Below are 19,270 nucleotides of genomic sequence, written 5' to 3'. Positions count from 1 at the left end.
GTCGCCGTTTGGCGATGAACCCCTAAATGCATGGAAACCATCGCTGTCTCCGACGTAAGCCAGCCGACGAGTGCGGGAGGTAACCCCACTACCAATGATGGTCAGGGGCATAAACCAGGGCGTAAGTCGTCTTAAGGAGATACGCCTTTCGGCGGATAAGCTTAAACGTTTTGTTTCTTTACTCAGATGAAGAAAACAATTCTCTTTGGAATGGAGAGAAGTATTTGTCCTGTTGGTGTGAAACTTGGACGCAATCGAACGATTATTTGTTTGACTGAAAATCGGGCCTGTTAGGAGTAGGGAGTTTGCAGGGATGATTGCATCAAACGTCAAGCTGGGTGAAGGCAGCGTCATCCACCATCGAGATCTTGTGAATCTCTACGGCTGCACGATCGGAGCAGGAACCCGCATCGGCACCTTCGTCGAGATTCAGAAGAACGTCATCGTCGGAGAAGACTGTAAGATCTCCAGCCATTCCTTCCTCTGTGAGGGCGTGACCCTGGAAGATGGCGTGTTCATAGGCCACGGGGTCATGTTTACGAACGACACCTACCCGCGCGCCGTTAATCGGGATGGCAGCCTGCAGACGGAGGCCGACTGGATTCTCATCCCCACGCTTGTCAAGCGCCACGCATCGATCGGCAGCAACGCCACCATTCTGCCCGGCGTGACGATCGGAGAGGCTGCCCAGGTCGGAGCGGGAGCGGTTGTAACAAAGGACGTGCCGGATGGCGCCATCGTCGCGGGCGTTCCAGCCAGGGTTATCGGCCGTGTCAATGACGGGCCAGTTGACATGCACGCGTTGGAGGGAATGTGATGATCGGCATCGCTGTTGTTGGGTATGGATATTGGGGGCCGAATCTGGTTCGCAACATCTCGGAGGCAGCCGGAGCGCACCTCGTTTCTGTCTGTGATCTCAATGTTGACCGGTTGGCGGCTGTCAAAAGCCGCTACCCCGCAGTGACGATTACCGATGATTTCGAGGAAGTGCTGCGTGATCCAAGAGTGGATGCCATCGCTATCGCGACGCCGGTCTTCACCCATTTCAAGCTCGCAATGCAGGCTATGATGGCCGGAAAGCATGTCTTCGTCGAAAAGCCGATGGCATCGACAACAGAGGAAGCCTCGCGGATGGTCGAAGAGGCCACACGCCGACGCCTCGTGCTGGCGGTGGATCATACCTTCGTTCACACCGGCGCCGTCCGCAAGATGCGCGAACTGGTCGAGAACGGCTTGGGCGACATGTATTATTATGACTCGGTTCGGGTCAATCTCGGGCTCTTTCAGCATGATGTCAGCGTCATCTGGGACCTCGCGGTGCATGATCTCTCCATCCTGGACCATGTTGTGCAGGAAAGGCCGGTGGCTGTTTCAGCGACAGGCATGAGCCATGTACTCGGCGAGCCGGAAAACATCGCCTATCTGACGCTCTTCTTCGAAAGCAAGCTCATCGCACACATCCACGTCAATTGGCTGGCGCCGGTCAAGGTGCGCCGCACGCTGATCGGTGGCAGCAACAAGATGATCGTTTACGACGATCTGGAGCCCAGCGAAAAAATCAAGGTCTACGACAAGGGCATCACGCTGAACCCGAATTCACAGGCTTACGGCGAGAAAGTGCATCAGATGATGGTCGGCTACCGCAGCGGCGACATGTGGGCGCCCAAGCTCGATATGACCGAAGCACTGAAACGCGAACTGGATCAGTTCGTCGAGTGCATCGAGCAGAATTCGCGGCCCATTACGGACGGCCATGCCGGCCTGCGCGTCGTTCGGATTCTGGAAGCAGCAAGCCGGTCGTTGGCCCAGCGCGGTCGCATCATCGAGCTCGAAGAGGCAAGGCGCATCGCATGATCCCGTTCCTGGACATTAAGGCACAATATCAATCAATTAAGGGTGAGATCGACGCCGCCGTGCTCGGCGTCCTCGCCTCAGGGCAGTACGTATTGGGCGACGAGGTCGCGCATTTCGAGCAGGAATTCGCAGATTATTGCAACGTCAAGCATGCAATAGCCGTCAACACCGGAACGAGTGCCTTGCATCTTGCCCTCCTTGCGGCGGGCGTTGGCCCTGGCGATGAGGTCATTACGGTGCCATTCACGTTCGTCGCAACCGTGTCGGCGATCTGCTACACCGGCGCACGACCCGTGTTCGTCGATGTTGAGCCGGTGACACTCACGATGGATCCGGCGGAGGTCGAGGCAAAGATTACTCCCCGGACCAAGGCCATTGTTCCCGTCCATCTCTACGGTCAAATGGCCGATATGGACGCGATCAAGGCAATTGCCGAGCGCCACGGGATACCCGTCATCGAAGACGCCTGCCAGGCCCATGGCGCGCAATACAAAGGCCACCGCGCCGGCAGTATCGGCCTATCCGGCTGCTTCAGCTTCTATCCGGGCAAAAACCTCGGCGCCTGCGGCGAGGGGGGTATGGTCGTTACCAATGACGATGATCAGGCCAAGACGATGCGCATGCTGCGAGACTGGGGTCAGGAGCAGCGCTATCACCATCTGCTGAAGGGCTTTAACTATCGCATGGACGCCATTCAAGGCGCGATCCTGCGTGTCAAGCTCCGGCACCTTGAAGCCTGGACCGAGGCGCGTCGCACGCATGCGCGCCGCTACTCTTCGCTGCTTGCCGGATCGACGGTTTTGACGACCCCTGTCGAAGCATCCGACCGGCGTCACGTCTATCATGTCTATGCCATAAGAAGTCGTGATCGCGATGGGCTTCAGCGCCTGCTCAGCGCGGAAGGCATTCCGTCCGGGCTCCATTATCCCATCCCTGTTCATCTGCAGAAAGCCCATGCCGACCTTGGTTACCAGGCCGGGGATTTCCCGGTCTCGGAAGCCGCGGCACGGGAGGTCCTCTCGCTGCCGATCTATCCAGAGATGCCTGTACGACACGTTGACCAGGTGGTCGCCGCGCTGGAGTACGCCTATGTCAGTTAACCGCGCCGGCGAGGCTCGACTGGTGCAGGCGGTCCATGGTCGCCATGAAAGGCCGGCAGATCCTGGCTACCAAACTGGGTTGGTCGAAGAACTCAGACAATCATACGGGCCCGCTGGCCTGATAGACCTCTATGGTCGTTTCGCCACAGGCGACGGGGTCGTCGACACACTGATGCGGAAAGCCATCTGGCAAGCGATCGCGCGGAGCTGCGGCACCGGACTGCAGGTTGCGGGCGGCGCCGGTTTCAAACATCCCGAAACGTTTGAAATCGGCAATGGCGTGTTCATCGGCGCTCAGGCCTATATCCAGGGCCGCTTCGACGGCACTTGCGTGATCGGCGACAATGTCTGGATCGGCCCGATGGCCTATTTCGATGCACGCGACCTGGTTATCGAGGATTGTGTCGGCTGGGGCCCTGGCGCCAAGGTGCTTGGCTCGACCCACACAGCACAGCCGGTGGATGTGCCGATCATTCGCACCGATCTCGAAATCAAGCCGGTCCGCATCGGCGCATGGGCCGATATTGGAACGAACGCAACGATTCTTCCCGGCGTGAGCATCGGAAAAGGGGCGATCGTCGGAGCGGGCGCAGTCGTTGTTTCCGACGTCGAACCGTTTTCAGTCGTGGCGGGTGTGCCGGCGAAGTTCATACGTTGGCGCACGGAAGCCGATCCTGTGCTGGATATATCGCATGGAGGAAGATCGTGAGAAATCAACGGGTACTCATTACCGGCGGAGCCGGCCTGATCGGGTCGCATATCGCCGATCTCGTCGCATTGGAGAAGCCGCGCGAGATTATCATCCTCGACAACTTCGTGCGTGGACGCCGGGACAATCTCAGCACGGCAATCGGTGGCGGCTCCGTCAACATCATCGAGGGAGATATTCGTGACAGAGCCTTGTTGGCGAGAACCTTCGAGGGCGTGGACATCGTCTTTCACCAGGCGGCCATCCGCATCACGCAATGCGCGGAAGACCCACGGCTTGCTTTCGATGTGCTGGCCGAAGGCACGTTCAATGTTCTCGAAGCTGCCGTAAAGGCAGGCGTGTCGAAAGTCGTCGCTGCCTCTTCTGCCTCTGTGCTGGGTTTGGCCGAAAGCTTTCCGACCACCGAAGCGCATCATCCCTATAATAACAGGACGATCTACGGCGCGGCCAAGACGTTTAACGAGGGGCTGCTTCGCAGCTTTGCGGAGATGTACGGCCTGCGCTATGTGGCACTGCGCTATTTCAACGTATACGGGCCGCGAATGGACGTTTACGGCGCCTATACCGAAGTGCTGATCCGCTGGATGGAGCGTCTGGCGACCGGAATGCCACCCCTCATCTATGGAGACGGCAGCCAGACGATGGACTTCGTCGATGCACGTGACATCGCCCGGGCAAACCTGCTGGCTGCGAAGAGCGATGTCACGGATGAAGTGTTCAATGTCGCGAGTGGCAGGGAAATAAGCCTCCGGGAACTCGCGCAGATGCTGAGCAGCATCATGGGGGTCTCACTCGAACCGCAGCACAAGGAAGCCCGCGCGGTAAACGGCGTAACCCGTCGTCTTGCCGATATCAGCAAGGCCGAGAAACTCCTGGGCTTCAAAGCGGAAATATCGATGGAACAAGGGCTTCGCGACCTTGTCGCCTGGTGGAAGATGAAGACCGATGCGGCAGGAGGCCAAGCTGCATGAGCCCGTCGCTACCTGTAGTTCCAGTTGCCAAGCCCGTTCTCGGAGAGGAGGAGGCGGAGGCTGTCCGCCGCGTTATTCTATCAGGATGGGTGACGCAGGGGCCGGAAGTTGCCGCTTTCGAGAGTGAATTCGCTGCCTTTGTCGGCGCTGCACATGCCTGCGCCGTTTCAAACTGCACGACCGCACTGCATCTCGCCTTGATGGCGGTAGGTATCGGTGCCGGTGATGAAGTCATTACGGCCAGTCATTCGTTCATCGCAACCGCGAACGCCATCAGATACTGCGATGGCGTGCCTGTCTTTATCGACATCGAGGCAGATGGTTACAATATCGACCCCAGCCTGATCGAAGCGGCCATCACGCCCCGCACCAGAGCAATCCTGTGCGTTCATCAGCTCGGCATGCCTTGCGATCTTCGCCCTGTCGTTGAGATCGGGAAGCGCCTCTCGATACCGGTCATCGAGGATGCGGCGTGCGCAACGGGAAGCGAAATCCTTTGGGATGGAAATTGGGAAAAAATTGGCAGGTCGCATGGCGACATTGCCTGCTTCTCCTTCCACCCCCGTAAGGTCGTCACGACCGGGGATGGTGGCATGTTGACTACGGCCAATTCCGAGTATGACCGAAAATTTCGCCTCTGGCGCCAGCATGGCATGAGCGTCACCGACGCCGTCCGTCACGGCTCGAGGCAGGTGATCTTTGAAGACTATGAGGAACTAGGCTACAATTACCGCATGACCGACCTTCAGGCGGCGGTCGGACGGGTGCAACTGCGGCGGCTGCCGGAGCTGATTGCGCAGCGCCGGCGGCTTGCCGAGCAGTATATAGAGCGCCTGTCCACGATCCCTGGGCTAACGCTGCCAATCGAGCCCGACTGGGCTCGCAGCAACTGGCAGAGCTTTTGTGTGAGATTGCCTGATGCTGTCGACCAAAGGGCGGTCATGCAAGCGCTGCTCGATCAGGGGATATCCACCCGGCGCGGTGTGATGAACATCCATCTGGAGGGGGCCTATTCGGGCCAAAGTTCCCATCGTGTTGCCACAAGTCTGAAGCGAAGCGTGGCAGCGCAGCGGCAAACGATAATCCTGCCGCTTTATGCTCAGATGACGGATCTCGACATCGTCAGGGTTGTCGAAGCACTTCGAAGCTCATTGGCTGAGGGGGCCAGCATACCCGCCGCCGTACAGCACGATCGGGACATCGCGCTTGTATGATTTCCTGATTGCGTGATGCAATCTTCGTTGTGCCGAAGGGCCTGATGCGCATTTCTTGTTAGGCGAATTTCGCGATCCATCCTCTGGTCACTGCGGGCATCACCTCGGGCGGAAGTAGCTGGATCAGCATGGGAAGCGAGTAGATCCCCGTCAGAGCTACGGCCAAGGCGCCGATCCCGATCGCCGGCCATAATGGCAAGACCCAAAACGCCAAGAATACCAACACCGATGCAGGCAGGAAAAGCAGCACGTGCCTGCGGTTGGCTGCGGATCCGCGGAAGCCGGTAAGCCGCCGCACGATCACGTAAATGAGGATGCTATGCCAGACGTAGAGGCCGAAAAATGCCATGCCGGCTCCTGGCGTGCCGAACTTCGATACGAAGTGCCATGCCAGCCCTACCTGCACGAGCGTGGCCGCCACCTCTGACGCTTAGAGCGACGTTCACGGGGGAGGAACCGCCCATCAGCATCGTCGACTTGAGGATCTGGGTATAAGTCTGCCCACTGGCTGGGATCATGCGCAAAGTCATCAATTATCCTTAGCCGCTATGCTGTGGGACGGGATCTCCGGCGCGCTGTCGCCGACATGTTGCCCAACGCCACTTCGAAGATATGCGGCACAGGCATTCCTGTTAGGGAAGGAAGCGAATTCAAGACCTGGTCGGGTCTATGGCAGCTTGTATCAAGAGCGATTTCTCTCGCGCAGGTAGTCGGAGCGCCTTGGCGCTGGTCAATCGTCCGCTGCGAGTTCGTTTGCAATAGATGCTTTTCGCGGGTCACTGGCTTGCCTGACTGGCGCGTGTTTCAGTTTCACGCGGCAGGTCGGCAGGGGCGGCCTGAGACACGCGATCCGCAATGGGGGTTCGAACGACCCTCACAACATCACCCGGGATCAGTGCCGTTGTTTCGGAGGCCTGGAACTGCCTGATTTGGCTTTCGCTTCGCCGGCTCACCGTAAACGTCAGCGGGAGCGCCTCGTCTGTGATATTCGAGCCTCCCCCTGCCGCGAGGTCATCGAGAAGCAGTTTTTGCGTCATCTCGCGCTTCAATTTGAGCTGGTCAAGACTTGCCTGTTCCGACTGCAATGCGGAAGCGACTTCGCTTCGCCGCGTATCATAAAGCCCCTCGAGATTTCGCGTTGTCTCACTGATCGCCTGACGGCCCCGCATGATGGCGGTGACAAGGTCGAGCCGATTGGAGCGGTAGGTGGTGAGCAACCGTTCCAGATCCAATTGACGCGACGAAACGGTGAGGCCTTTCGTGACCAGCGTTTTGACGCTGGTCAGCTGGTCCTCGATCGATTTGATATTGTCTTCCGAGCCCTGCACCTTCTCGCCCAGCATGCCGACTTCACTGTTCAAAAGATCACGCAATTCCGTGAGCGCCTTCGACTGCCTGTCCAGCGCATTTGCACGAGCCTGAAAAATGACCCGTTCCTCGTTGTATATTCCCGCAGCGTATTGCTGATCGACGCCGAGCGTCTGATCGAACGTTATCTCCTTCGCCCCGCTCATCTCTGCTTGGAGCCGTGCTAATTTGGCAGTGCTGCGCAGCAGCGAGTGGTCGATTTCCCGCAGTTCGCCTGCGAGTTTGATCGTCTGCGATTGCTGCAGACTTGTGGCGCGCAACGGGCCGCCGCCCAGTGCCAGTGATTGCAGGACGGTCAGTCCAGGGCGGAATTTGTATTCCCCGGGCTTGGTTACGTCTCCGACGACGTAGATTGGCGGGTATTCGAGAATTTCGATGGTGACCGCAGGTGCCTGAACCAATCCGATTTTTTCCTGCAGGCGCTTGGCAATCTCGTTGGTGAGGCTGGTGTTATCGCGATTGCCGACGGAAAGGGATCCAAGAAAGGGCAAAAAGACAGCGCCTTCATCCGAGACGGTGTATTCGCCGCCAAGCGCATCCCAGCGTTCATATTGGCCTTTGGACTGCATCCATTGGACGATCGTCAGACGGATTTTCGTTTGCGGAGTCAAGGGGGCGCTATCGGCGAGAGCTGGCGACACAGCTCCGGCAAGAAAGGCGAGTGCACCGATGACAAACGTCGCGCGAAAGAACACGTGGGGGGCGCGGTGCGATGAATTCATATATATATATCTCGCCTGCAAAACATCCTTAAAGGGATGCTGGTCCAACTGCCTTGGTTCTGTTCGCACGCCGGACGACAAGTCCGAAGCCGCGTCCCTAGTGTGCAGTCTGGCGACGCCTTGAGGAAGGTGGAGATCGTTTATTTTGCCTCATCACTATTGATGAGGTGGGGCGGGTACTTCAGCCTAAATCCAGCAGAAACACATATCTTCGGCGCGACACCGAGGCATCGCCCGGGAAAATCAACAGGTCATGAGATCCCAGCGGCTTATGCCATTGCACGAACGGTCCAGTGCGTGGCTTCCTGCTTGGGGGGCCAGCATTGGCACCACCATGCGGCGATGTCGAAAAAAGCCACCGCTTGCGGCTTCGAGCCTTGTACAGGATGCGGCGCATCTTGCCGACCTCGCGCATCTCAGCCATCACCTGGGCCGTGCAACACGCCCGTTTGCCCAAAGGATGCCGCCTGCAGAGCGAAAGTCGTAGGATATACTCTCCCATTTTCGACTATACTTCAGAGTTGCGTATCGCATGATCCTCATACATTCGACCCTGACAATCTCGCGAGAGAGGTGCCTGCCATGTATCGCAACGCTCGTTGGTGGACTTCGCGCCCACTCCTGGTGGATTCCTTGGTTCCCCGATGGTTGACCGTCGGCGGAAAGTTCCGCCACCACAGGTCTCTTCCCGACCAGCACCTATGATTCAGCGAACTACTATGCCGATGTGGTCTTCCGGCCGCAGCTCGTCGCGTGAAGTGTCTTCATCGGGAACCTCCTTCGGCAACAAGATTGGCCGCGATATCTGTTTTGTTGTCTGGGCTTTGGAAATGGCCTCGCGGAGGATCTCGGCCTCCAGCGTCTTGCGGCCGAGCATGCGTTCCAGCTCACGCACCCGCTCTTCGAGCTTCTTGACCTCGGAATTGCCGACGACAGGTTCGTTGGACATAAGCCTGTGCTTGAGCCTTTCTGCTTATGCCGACTGTCTGGTCGAAAATGGGGGCAGTTCACAGGAAGAGCGAATCAGCAAACCTTCAATTGGAGGATGAATGGCCGCGCCGACGCAATCAAACGGGCAGTGATAGCCCCCGCTACGTAGCCGAAAAGCGGTCTAAGTCGGGCCAATTGGCCGTTGAGGGAAACCTACTAAGGCTCTATAAAACTTCTCGATAGATCGTTGCAGAACGCTGGTTTCGTACTGTCATCGGAAGGCTCTGAAATTATAGGCTCCCGAAACGCGGCCACGCCCAGCGAATAAATAATCACTACGTACCAATGTGGGATAACGGTCAGGGGGACCCATGCAAGGCAGTGTCAAGAGTGGCGCGCAAAAGATACCCACTTCGTCGAACGAGGAACACACCTATTATGTTCTCCTTAGAGGGAGCGCCACTGTTGGAAATACGCTGACCGCAAATGTTTTCAATGAATGCGGCCAAAGTCCTGAGAAGGAGGCGGCTTACGGTTGGCAGCAAGAAGTTGACGGGGCATGGACGAATATTGCCGGAGAGACGAGTGCTCGCATCAGAATACCTTCGGGTCTTCTTGGCAGCCAAATCCGAGCTCTAGCAGTCGTATCCACGACCGAGGGCCTTAACAACTTCACCAGTAAGGGCATCAGAGTGGACTCTCAAAACTCAATTGTAATCGAAAATCTAAATGCCGGCACAACTGATTGGAAGATTACAAATTTGGCGACGAACCACGAGATCGAGGCTTATGCGGATGCAACAAGTATAAATGCAGGGGACCCCTTGAACCTAAAGGTTTCCTTGTCTTCCGCTGGACAATATAATCTTGAGGTCTATCGCCTTGGCTACTACGGCGGTGCAGGCGGTCGACTTATAGCCAGCGCGCTCGGTCTAGACGGATTAACTCAATCAAGCCCCACCATGACCAATCCTGGCACGCGTTTGATCGAATGCCTATGGGACGTATCGTATGAACTGAAAACATCTGCAGCTTGGACAAGCGGACTTTATGTTATCAAGTTAACTGATTGCAGAAGCGGCAAACAGTCGCTTGTCCCGTTTGTTCTGCGCAAAGACAATCACCCCAGCGACATAGGCTTTCAGGATGCAGTAACGACTGCTCAAGCGTATAACATATTCGGCGGCTTCAGTGTATATGATGCTAATAGCACCAGTAACACAAGAGCATACCAGATAAGCTTTGATCGCCCCTATGATGCCACCCATCTCGGATTCAGCAATACTGATGGTTTCAATTGTAATAATATGCTCACTTGGGAGTACAACATGGTCCGCTGGTTGGAGTCGCAGGGTTACGACATATCCTATTACACCAATGTGGATGTTCACAGAAACCCTTTACAAATTCTTTCGCACAGAATATTTCTTTCGGTTGGTCATGATGAGTATTGGTCGATGGAACAGCGTGATCGAGTTGAGTTGGCGCGCGATAATGGTATTCATCTCGCGTTTTACTCTGCTAATACTGCTTATTGGCAGGTTCGGTTCGACTGCTCAAGCCGGGGGCAGTCGAGCCGCGTTGTTACCATATACAAGGATTCATCGGGTATTGGCGCCGGCCTATCTCTCGATCCGGTGGCTCAGCTAGATCCTCCTGCGTCAACTTCACTGTTTCGCTCTAAGGAGGTCAATAGACCGGAGAATGCACTGATGGGGGTGGGCTATGTATCCGATCAAGGTAGCATCTATGAGGGGTTTGATTTCATCGTTTCTAATGCTGCTGACCCTATCTACGCGCACACAGGTTTAAGAAACGGCGATAGGCTGAAGGGACTGGTCGGGTACGAATGGGATGCGGTTCTAGACAACGAAGAATCTCCCGACGGACTCGTCATTCTTTCGAAATCCTCTACACGTGCCAACGAAATTCTACCACCACTGCCAGGTGGCACACGTCCAAATATCTCCCATGCTATCTGTTACAGAGCAGTGAGTGGAGCGCGAGTGTTTTCGACTGGATCAATTCAATGGGTATGGGGCTTAGACAACAGTTGGGCTTTCCAACCGCCTCAGCTCACGAGAAGTTGGCGGAGAAGAATAAAGAACTGGATAAAGGGTTTGGTGTCTCTAGTAGTTACTGTTCCGATAAGGAATATGCCATGCGTAGATAGCCGCGCGCAGCAGATGACGGTCAATCTTTTTTCCGAAATGGATGTAAGACCGCAGACCCCCTCCTCTTGGCTTACTTTGTCCTGATGAACCGCCAAGTTATCCGTCAACGCTTTGAAGGTATGCGAGTGAGGACCAGAGATGATCGTATCATGAAAACAGATCAGCTTTGCCAATGACGAGTACGTCGATGAGAAGGGCAAGACACGACGCTAGCGGGCTTCCCCGCCAAGGGGAGTCGTAGGGAGTTCAGTAAGGCTTCGCCGAGGCGGACGCTGTTGCGGGGAGATGGGGGCGTTATGAAAGCAGTACATAGAGTTGCGCGTGGGGCGCGTTGGCGCCTCAACGCGCTTTTGGAACGCGCCCGTCGGACCGCCTACCCAAGGACCGTTCGACAGGTTTGGTCAAGGGTGCGCGCCGAACACCTTTCTTACACGACTGATCGTCAACTTCATCAATTGCTTGAGGTAGTGCGTCGTACCGCCCCGAGCGGAGCGTTGATCATTGAGGCAGGTTGTGCGCGCGGCGGTTCAGCAATTCTCATGTGTTCCGCCAAGTCGCCTCAGCGCGCTATGCGCGTGTACGACCTGTTCGAGATGCTCCCTCCGCCTTCGGAGCACGATGGCGACGACATGAAAGCTCGGTACGCTGAAATCACTGCCGGCGAAGCCGTCGGCCTTGGAGGCGAGCAATACTATCTCTATGATGATGACCTGATGGCGACGGTGACGAACAACTTCGCTAGGTTTGGTTATCCCGTCGAGTCCAACAACGTCCAACTGATAAAGGGTAAGGTGCAAGACACGCTTACAGTCGCCGAGCCGGTCGCTTTGGCCCATATCGATGTTGATTGGTACGAGCCTGTCGGCGCCTGTCTAGAGCGGGTTATGCCTCATCTCATCGTCGGCGGCGCTGTCGCACTTCACGCCTATTCGGATTGGTCTGGGTGCCGAAAGGCGGCAGACGATTACTTCTCTCGCGCAGGACGAGAGGGACTGGACTTTGACCTCTCGGCTGGACACATGCTTGTGACCCGAACGCACTGAACCTTCTCCGTCCAAGAAGACATTTTTGGGACGGCACCTCCTGCACTAGACACAGCAAGGACTTCGAGAATCGATGCCTACCGCGGCGCCAAAGATCCAAGACGCAAGACCAGCAATCATTGGCTTCACTTCGCTCGGGGGCCTGTAAGGGCTCCTCCAGCGCGGTGCGGATGACAGTGTCCAAGAGGGCGTGCGCCGGTTTGTCACCTGGTAGGGCGCTAGCAAAGACAGGTTCCAGCATTCGCCAATCGCGGCAGTGCGTGATCGAGGGTAGGCGCACATGACCGGTACAGCACTTTCGACTGAAGACGCGGCGCAAAAGGCGCAGCAGGCGCGAGCGATTCGCGAGTGTCTCGACCGATACATCCCCGAATGCCAGCCTGTAGCGCTTCTGCAGTTCCCGTTCGACTTCAATGTCGGCAACCACATGATGTGGGTGGCCGCCATGGACTATTTGAAGCAACGTAATGCGCCCATCGCCTATACGGCGCATGGGCACAACTTCGATCTTCAGCAAATGATTCGCGCTGTCGGGGACGGCACGATACTCTTCTCGGGCGGGGTCACGGTCTCGCGCCTATGGCCGCGCCACGCAGAGGTCAAGCGCATCGTCGCCGAGGCGTGCCCCAATAATCGCCTCGTGTCGCTGCCGTCGACCATGCTGTTCGTCGACGACGAGGACCGCCGCGAGGCGCGCACGATCTTCGGAAATCATCGCAATGCTGTACTTTTGGCCAGGGACCCGGTCAGCGCTGAGTCAGCGCGCAACGTATTCCCCGGCAACGTCCATGTGGAGACGGTCCACGATTCCGCGCTGCTCCTCCCGCCGCAGCCAAGGCACGCCGCGCCTGATCACGATGTCATCTGGCTCGCCCGCGACGATATCGAGGGCGTCGGATCCCTTGCGCCAAGTGACGTCGAAGTGTTCGACTGGACGCACTATGATCCCGCGGGCATGCGGATCCTGTTTCCAGGGCGCTTCTTCTCCCGCGTCCGCACACTGGCGCCAACGCTCCGTTCGATCGTCAATAGGCAGATTGCCGGCAGCTACGATCGCTTTGCGCGCTACGTGCTCGCGAGCGGCAACCGCAGGCTGGATACCGGTAAGGTGCTGGTTACTGACCGCATGCACCCACACATTCTCTGCGCCCTGCGTTCGCAGCACAGCGTGCTGCTGCCCGACCGCTTCGGCAAGAACCGCGCTGTGTACGAGTACACAGGTCGGAACTACAGCACCGTCCACTGGGCCGACACATATGAGGAAGCCCTTGAGATTGCGCGTACCGTCGCCCGGAGCACCCCGGTCTAGCAGGCTGTTGAAGAAAGCGACTGACATGCTCTTGCGATGAATCAGATCAACATTTTTCAGCTCTTCAGTGAGGCTGCGACCGATCCAGTGAGTACTTGCCTGGCCCTGGGATTTTGGCTTCGCTGTTTCTTCTGCCTCAGCCGTCAGGGTTGCGATGTACCTGACCTTTCGTTCGTCTTATACCTCCAGCAAGACATAGCTGGACACCACGGCCCGATGAATATTTCTCACGAGAACTGCACCGCATTAGCACTGTAAGCGTAAGCGAGGAAACAACGTTGGAAGGTGTACGCAAACAGCTGAGTGTCGGGGCAATGTGGACCGCCGGCGGACGCGTCGTCTCAAATCTTCTGGGCGTGGCTAGCATGCTGGCACTGGCTCGAATGCTATCACCTGCCGATTTCGGCCTAGTGACCCTCGCGACTATCGTCCTTTCGATCATCGCGGCCATAACCGAACTTTCGCTCAGTTCGGCCCTCATCCAGCACAAGAGCCCGCAGCGAGAACATTACAATACGGCCTGGACGCTGAACATGCTGCGCGCGGCGGCGATCGCCGTCCTGCTGGTTAGCGCAGGTTATCCCGTCGCATGGTCCTATCAGGACGACCGTCTGATCGGCATATTCTTCGCGCTTGGAGGCGGCGCGCTGATCAGCGGCCTCGTGAACCCCCGGCTTGTGGACTTCCGGCGGCGCCTTTCCTTTCACCAAGAGATATTCATCGACCTGATCAACAGGGTGGTTGGCGTGGTCGTCGCCGTCGTCATCGCCCTGATTTTTCGCAGCTACTGGGCGCTCGTGATCGGCACGCTCGCCTCGCAGGTGGCCGGTGTGATCATGTCGTACGTCCTGCTTCCTTATTTGCCGCGCATTTCGTTTGCTCACTGGAGAAATCTGTTCTCGTTCTCCGGGTGGGTGGCGCTCAGCTCCGGCCTCAATGAGCTCAACTGGCGCGCCGACCAGCTTGCGCTTGGCGCCATGCTAGGCGCCGGCCCTCTCGGCCAGTACACCGTAGGCGACAAGCTTGCCTCGCTGCCAGTGCGTGAAACGACGGCGCCGATCGCAGGCTTGCTCTTCCCAGTCTTTGCACGGCTTCAGGACGATCCTGAACGCCTGCGGCATGCATTCCTTCGATCCCAAGGCCTGCTTGTTGCGGCGGCGCTGCCGGTAGGCATTGGGTTCGCGCTGGTTGCCGAGCCCTTCGTCAGCATGGTCCTTGGCCCGGCGTGGTCCTCGGCCGCGCTGGTGGCTCAGGTGTTAGGCGCGGTCTTCGCCATCATCGCCTTTAAAATGCCGGTGACTCCCTTGGCAATGGGCCTCGGCTGCACGCGGTCGCTGTTTCAGCTAGACCTCGCTTTCATCTTCGTCCGCTTTCCCCTGATTTTCGCCGGCCTGGTCTGGGGTGGGCTGGTTGGTCTTCTGTTCGCGCGATGCATCAGCGCCGCGATCGGCATCCTGATGTATGTCTTCCTGGCGAGGCGTCTCACCGGCGTGTCAGTGAGGGCTCAGCTTCTCGCCTGCTGGCGTTCGATCGTCGCCGCGCTGGTTATGGCTGGCTGTGTCTGGGGCGTCGGCCTCATGATCACCGACAGGTCAGAGTCCCTGCAACTGGCGATCATGATACCAATCGGCGGGATCGGCTATTTCGGGGCAAGCTTCGTACTTTGGCTGGCAAGCGGCAAGCCTGCAGGTCCCGAACGCGAAGCGTTGGATTTGCTCCAGTTCGTTCGGCGCGGAGAATTTCGAACGCCCGCGTAATCCGGCTACCCTGAGTCGGCACGTAGCGGCCCAAGAGACACACCGCCGAAGCCGCGTGTACGCGCGTTGGACGGTGAAGTATTCCAAGGCGAAGCAGCCCACGGAAACTCCGACACCAGCCGCGACCAGGCAGCATGACATTGCTATTCCGATGCTCGGTTACAAAAACCATGCCGGCATCGACCGAGCGCACGGCTTCACGCCCCTAAACCCTTGGCTGTTTGAAGCCTGTTACGATCCAGCCAATAGTTTTGCCAAAGCCATAAACAAGCGCTGAAAAGAAAAGAACGACTAGCGCCATGATTCCGCAGAACGCCAACACATTCAGCCAGTAAGTCCGATCATCATTTGAGACCCAAGCTGCATAGTCTTTGAAGCCTTCATGGCTATCAGCGTAACGGCGAGATGTGTATATGTGCCAACAAGTGCCGCCGTCGCCATACGGTGGCTCTTGGAGCCGTTCGAAAGGCTGATCTACAAAGTGGGAGCAGGCCGGATTTCTGTAATCCTTCTCGACCGCCCATCTGTAGCTAAAGTTCCGAAGCTTTCCCTGCTCGATGACAGGATAAATCAGAGCAAAGGCGATGAGCGATAAAATGGTCCCTGCAAACCATAGACGCTGCCAACCATTCATCCTGTTTAATCGCCCCATGAGCGGAATACATGCCATAGGAGCCACATAGAGTCACGCGTGCGAGGCGCTTGGAACAGTCGTTGTCAAAGCTGGTTAGATGCGCACGTCGCCAGCCAGTTAGAAATGCGACATTGTGAGTTCATGCTGAGACGCGACTTGCGGAGCACTTCAAGCAATCCGGCTACACACAATGTGGCGTAACGGATATTATGGAACATAAGAGTGCTCCTGTCTCGAAGCGAGACTTCGTTGATTGAACCAGCTGACGACGCTGGTCGAACGGCGTAGCAAGCCTGAAATGAAGGATTGGCCTGGCGTGGGTGAATTCGCAGTCTACATAGCCGCATGGCCAGCGTTGTCACATTTTGTTGCATCGCAAGATGCTATCGGCAGGACTAACTAAAGGCCTCAATGGTTGCGAAGAATGCGCCGATTTGACTAGCAAGTCTCTGAAATGACTTAGTATACGATTACTCAGAAGCCCTCCTGCATTACTGAAACTTAATCTGCCCTGTGCAGCTCAATGGCCTTCTCTGTGTTATTTGTTAGCAGCTGCAGCATTTGAGGAAAAGCGTCCCGTGAGTACTATTCCGACAGAGAAAACCGTGCTGGTGTTTCAGGGCGGTGGTGCTCTGGGTGCCTACCAGGCCGGCGCTTACGAAGCTTTGCATGAGGCTGGCATCCGCCCCGACTGGCTGGCCGGGATATCTATCGGTTCGATCAACTCAGCCATCATTGCCGGAAGCCCCGTCGATCAGCGTGTCGATAACCTAAGGACCTTCTGGCATCGGGTCTCGTCCGGACTGCCCGGCCATTTTCTCGGCAATGGCAATGCGATGCGCAAATGGTTCAACGAATCCTCCGCTTTTCTGGGGTCTTTGACCGGCGTTCCCGGCTTTTTCACGCCGCGCGTCTTTGCGCCATGGAACATCCCGGGCGATCCGATGGCCGCGATCAGCCTTTACGACACCGCGCCGTTGCAGGAGACCCTCGCCGGTCTCGTCGATTTCGACTTGATCAATTCCGGTGCCATCCGTCTCAGCCTCGGCGCTGTCGATGTCGTTAGCGGCAACTTCAATTATTTCGACAACCGCGATTGTGCTTTTTCGCCCAAACACGTGGCCGCCTCCGGGGCGTTGCCGCCGGGTTTTGCGCCCGTCGAGATCGACGGCCGCTATTATTGGGATGGAGGTATCGTTTCCAACACGCCGCTGCAGCGCATTCTCGGTGGTAGCGAGTTGGAGACAGATCTCTGCATCTTCCAGGTCGATTTGTTCAGCGCCAAGGGCGTGCTGCCGAAGGATGTCTTTGACGTCGATGCCCGAGAGAAGGAAATCCGTTTTTCCAGCCGCACGCGGCTCAACACCGACCAGTTCCGCAAGCTTCAGTCGGTGCGCATGGCGGCCAAGAGGCTGACTGAAAAGCTGCCGCCTGAGCTGAAGGACGATCCCGATGCGAGGCTCCTTGAAAAGATCGGCAATGATTGCGCCGTGACCATGGTGCACCTGATCTATCGGCATGCCGCCTATGAAACCGGATCTAAGGACTATGAGTTTTCGCGGCTCTCCGTGGAGGAACACTGGAAGGCCGGCCATGACGATGTGGTCGAGACGCTGAACCATCCAGATTGGCTCGACCGAACGCGTCCGACCAATGGGATACGGATTTTCGACCTTGCCGAGAAACGCCTGCGTGGGAAAAACCATGAAAATTGAAGATGTCGTTCGCAATGCCTTTGCCATGCCGCTGACCAGTCCATCCTACCCGCCAGGGCCTTACCGGTTCGTCAATCGCGAATATATGATCATCACCTATCGCACCGATCCGGAGGCCCTGCGCCGGGTCGTGCCCGAACCGCTGCAGTTCGATGAGCCGCTGGTGAAATACGAATTCATCCGCATGCCGGACTCGACCGGCTTTGGCGACTATACCGAATCCGGCCAGGTCATCCCGGTGACCTATCAAGGGGTACATGGCGGTTACGTGCATTCCATGTATCTCAACGACGACGCGCCGATCGCCGGCGGACGCGAAATCTGGGGCTTTCCGAAGAAACTGGCCGAGCCATCGCTGACATCCGTCAAGGATGCGCTGGTCGGCACGCTCGACTATGGCGGTCAGCGCGTCGCCACCGCAACGATGGGCTTCAAGCATCGGTCACTCGACGAGGCGAAAATCCTCGAAAGCCTGAAGCAGCCGAATTTCATGCTGAAGATTATTCCACATGTCGATTGCACACCGCGCATCTGCGAACTGGTGCGCTACTATCTGGAGGATCTGACGGTGAAGGGCGCGTGGGAAGGACCGGGCGCCCTGGCGCTGTTTCCGCACGCGCTGGCGCCGGTCGCCGACCTGCCGGTGCTTGAGGTCAAATCCGCCGTCCATATTCTCTCGGACCTGACGCTGGGCCTCGGCGAAGTGGTCCATGATTATCTTGCAAAATAAGGAGCGAACCATGAAGCTCAGGGACAAGGTCTGCATCGTCACCGGCTCGGCCAGCGGTATCGGGCTAGCGATCGCCAAAAAATACGTTTCGGAAGGTGCCAAGGTCGTCATCGCCGACCTGAAGCTCGAGGCGGCGGAAGCGGCGGCCAAGGACCTGACGGCTGCGGGCCCGGGCGAGGCGATCGGTCTTGCGATGGACGTCACCAGCGAGGAAGCCGTGAATGCCGGCGTCGCCGCCGTCGTAACCAAGTGGGGCCGGGTGGACGTGCTCGTCTCCTATGCCGGCATCCAGATCGTCAACAAGATCGAGGACTACGCCTTTTCCGACTGGAAGAAGATGCTCGCCATCCATCTCGATGGCGCGTTCCTCACCACCAAGGCTTGCGTTCCACATATGAAGGCGCAGAAGGGCGGCGCGATCATCTATATGGGCTCGGTGCATTCGCATGAGGCTTCGCCGCTGAAATCGGCCTACGTCACCGCCAAGCACGGCTTGCTCGGCCTTGCTCGCGTGGTCGCCAAGGAAGGCGGACCGGATGGCGTGCGCGCCAACGTCATCTGCCCCGGCTTCGTCCGGACGACGCTCGTCGACAAGCAAATTCCGGAACAGGCAAAGGAACTCGGAATTTCCGAAGACGAGGTCATCAAGAAGGTAATGCTCGGCGGCACTGTGGATGCACAGTTTACCACGGTTGACGATGTCGCCGAAGTGGCGCTGCTGTTTGCCGGTTTCGAGACCAATGCTCTCACCGGCCAGTCACTGGTTGTCAGCCATGGCTGGTACATGCAGTAACGGTCTCGCTGAGGCATCGCATCTGGGTCCGTCAAGGCTCAACGCTGTTGAATCTGCCGTCGATGCCGCATTGCCTGCATATAGGAAGACCTTCGGCTTCGGTCCATGTCGCGCCGGGAGCCGGGGCCGCAACTAGATCGGTTCCGTTTTTCTCCGAGTCACGGAATGCTCTAAGGTGCGGCCATCATCTTCCGTCGCCGCCAGGGCCACTCCGGCAAATCGTAGGTCGTCGGTATGCGGCGGCGCT

The 19,270-nt window shown here is 57.4% G+C and carries 16 protein-coding genes and 3 pseudogenes; 14 read left to right on the top strand and 5 right to left on the bottom strand.

The window, feature by feature from the left end; all coding sequences use genetic code 11:
- The first annotated feature begins 313 nt into the window (after positions 1-313).
- Genes B5P46_RS01350 through B5P46_RS01325 form a run of 6 tightly spaced genes read left to right on the top strand, consistent with a single transcriptional unit; the run spans position 314 to position 5,848 of the window.
- Positions 314-817, top strand: a complete 504-nt coding sequence (locus B5P46_RS01350; RefSeq protein ID WP_017957536.1) for an acyltransferase — start codon at positions 314-316, stop codon at positions 815-817.
- Positions 817-1,854 (top strand): Gfo/Idh/MocA family protein, encoded by a 1,038-nt coding sequence (locus B5P46_RS01345; protein WP_017957535.1) that lies wholly within the window; start codon positions 817-819, stop codon positions 1,852-1,854. The genes B5P46_RS01350 and B5P46_RS01345 overlap by 1 nt, the downstream gene beginning before the upstream one ends.
- Complete coding sequence (locus B5P46_RS01340; protein WP_129417116.1) at positions 1,851-2,954, top strand: DegT/DnrJ/EryC1/StrS family aminotransferase; 1,104 nt, start codon at positions 1,851-1,853, stop codon at positions 2,952-2,954. Before B5P46_RS01345 ends, B5P46_RS01340 begins: the two co-directional genes overlap by 4 nt.
- The gene (locus B5P46_RS01335; protein ID WP_129417115.1) at positions 2,944-3,663 is read left to right on the top strand and encodes an acyltransferase; all 720 of its coding nucleotides are present in this window, start codon (positions 2,944-2,946) and stop codon (positions 3,661-3,663) included. Before B5P46_RS01340 ends, B5P46_RS01335 begins: the two co-directional genes overlap by 11 nt.
- Complete coding sequence (locus tag B5P46_RS01330; RefSeq protein WP_017957532.1) at positions 3,660-4,634, top strand: NAD-dependent epimerase/dehydratase family protein; 975 nt, start codon at positions 3,660-3,662, stop codon at positions 4,632-4,634. The genes B5P46_RS01335 and B5P46_RS01330 overlap by 4 nt, the downstream gene beginning before the upstream one ends.
- Complete coding sequence (locus tag B5P46_RS01325) at positions 4,631-5,848, top strand: DegT/DnrJ/EryC1/StrS family aminotransferase (RefSeq protein WP_129417114.1); 1,218 nt, start codon at positions 4,631-4,633, stop codon at positions 5,846-5,848. Before B5P46_RS01330 ends, B5P46_RS01325 begins: the two co-directional genes overlap by 4 nt.
- Positions 5,849-5,906: 58 nt before the next feature.
- Here B5P46_RS01325 and B5P46_RS01320 read toward each other — a convergent pair.
- The 4 genes and pseudogenes from B5P46_RS01320 to B5P46_RS01300 form a co-directional block, all read right to left on the bottom strand.
- A pseudogene (locus B5P46_RS01320) lies at positions 5,907-6,275 on the bottom strand (O-antigen translocase); the annotation flags it as partial.
- Positions 6,276-6,624: 349 nt separating this feature from the next.
- Entirely contained in the window at positions 6,625-7,938 is a 1,314-nt protein-coding gene (locus tag B5P46_RS01310) for a polysaccharide biosynthesis/export family protein (RefSeq protein WP_129417113.1), read from the bottom strand.
- Positions 7,939-8,119: 181 nt separating this feature from the next.
- Positions 8,120-8,353, bottom strand: coding sequence for a hypothetical protein (locus B5P46_RS01305; protein ID WP_129417112.1), 234 nt, complete (start codon positions 8,351-8,353; stop codon positions 8,120-8,122).
- Positions 8,354-8,746: 393 nt separating this feature from the next.
- Positions 8,747-8,884: pseudogene (locus B5P46_RS01300) on the bottom strand (IS3-like element IS426 family transposase); the annotation flags it as partial.
- 355 nt (positions 8,885-9,239) lie between these two features.
- Between B5P46_RS01300 and B5P46_RS01295 the strand changes: the two are divergent.
- From B5P46_RS01295 to B5P46_RS35450, 5 genes and pseudogenes are all read left to right on the top strand, one after another.
- Entirely contained in the window at positions 9,240-11,126 is a 1,887-nt protein-coding gene (locus B5P46_RS01295) for a N,N-dimethylformamidase beta subunit family domain-containing protein (protein WP_129417111.1), read from the top strand.
- 212 nt (positions 11,127-11,338) lie between these two features.
- Entirely contained in the window at positions 11,339-12,085 is a 747-nt protein-coding gene (locus B5P46_RS01290) for a TylF/MycF/NovP-related O-methyltransferase (RefSeq protein WP_129417110.1), read from the top strand.
- A 280-nt stretch (positions 12,086-12,365) separates the two neighbouring features.
- Positions 12,366-13,394, top strand: a complete 1,029-nt coding sequence (locus B5P46_RS01285) for a polysaccharide pyruvyl transferase family protein (RefSeq protein WP_129417109.1) — start codon at positions 12,366-12,368, stop codon at positions 13,392-13,394.
- A 278-nt stretch (positions 13,395-13,672) separates the two neighbouring features.
- Positions 13,673-15,151: a lipopolysaccharide biosynthesis protein gene (locus B5P46_RS01280; RefSeq protein WP_129417108.1), complete on the top strand. Its 1,479-nt coding sequence runs from the start codon at positions 13,673-13,675 to the stop codon at positions 15,149-15,151.
- Between the two features lie 61 nt (positions 15,152-15,212).
- Positions 15,213-15,347: pseudogene (locus B5P46_RS35450) on the top strand (IS5/IS1182 family transposase); the annotation flags it as partial.
- Between the two features lie 9 nt (positions 15,348-15,356).
- On the opposite strand, the gene B5P46_RS34200 reads toward B5P46_RS35450, so the two are convergent.
- Positions 15,357-15,785, bottom strand: a complete 429-nt coding sequence (locus B5P46_RS34200) for a hypothetical protein (protein ID WP_164986418.1) — start codon at positions 15,783-15,785, stop codon at positions 15,357-15,359.
- Between the two features lie 578 nt (positions 15,786-16,363).
- On the opposite strand from B5P46_RS34200, the gene B5P46_RS01270 reads away from it, so the two are divergent.
- The 3 genes from B5P46_RS01270 to B5P46_RS01260 are packed head-to-tail and all read left to right on the top strand — an operon-like array spanning position 16,364 to position 19,023.
- Complete coding sequence (locus tag B5P46_RS01270) at positions 16,364-17,500, top strand: DUF3734 domain-containing protein (protein ID WP_129417107.1); 1,137 nt, start codon at positions 16,364-16,366, stop codon at positions 17,498-17,500.
- Positions 17,490-18,230, top strand: a complete 741-nt coding sequence (locus B5P46_RS01265; protein ID WP_011649696.1) for an acetoacetate decarboxylase — start codon at positions 17,490-17,492, stop codon at positions 18,228-18,230. The genes B5P46_RS01270 and B5P46_RS01265 overlap by 11 nt, the downstream gene beginning before the upstream one ends.
- A 10-nt stretch (positions 18,231-18,240) precedes the next feature.
- The gene (locus B5P46_RS01260) at positions 18,241-19,023 is read left to right on the top strand and encodes a 3-hydroxybutyrate dehydrogenase (protein WP_129417106.1); all 783 of its coding nucleotides are present in this window, start codon (positions 18,241-18,243) and stop codon (positions 19,021-19,023) included.
- Positions 19,024-19,270: the final 247 nt, after the last annotated feature.

Source organism: Rhizobium leguminosarum (assembly GCF_004123835.1).
Taxonomy (GTDB): Bacteria; Pseudomonadota; Alphaproteobacteria; order Rhizobiales; family Rhizobiaceae; genus Rhizobium; species Rhizobium leguminosarum_M.
The sequence above is the reverse complement of the archived record's forward strand: the minus strand, read 5'-3'. Positions and strand labels throughout refer to the sequence as shown.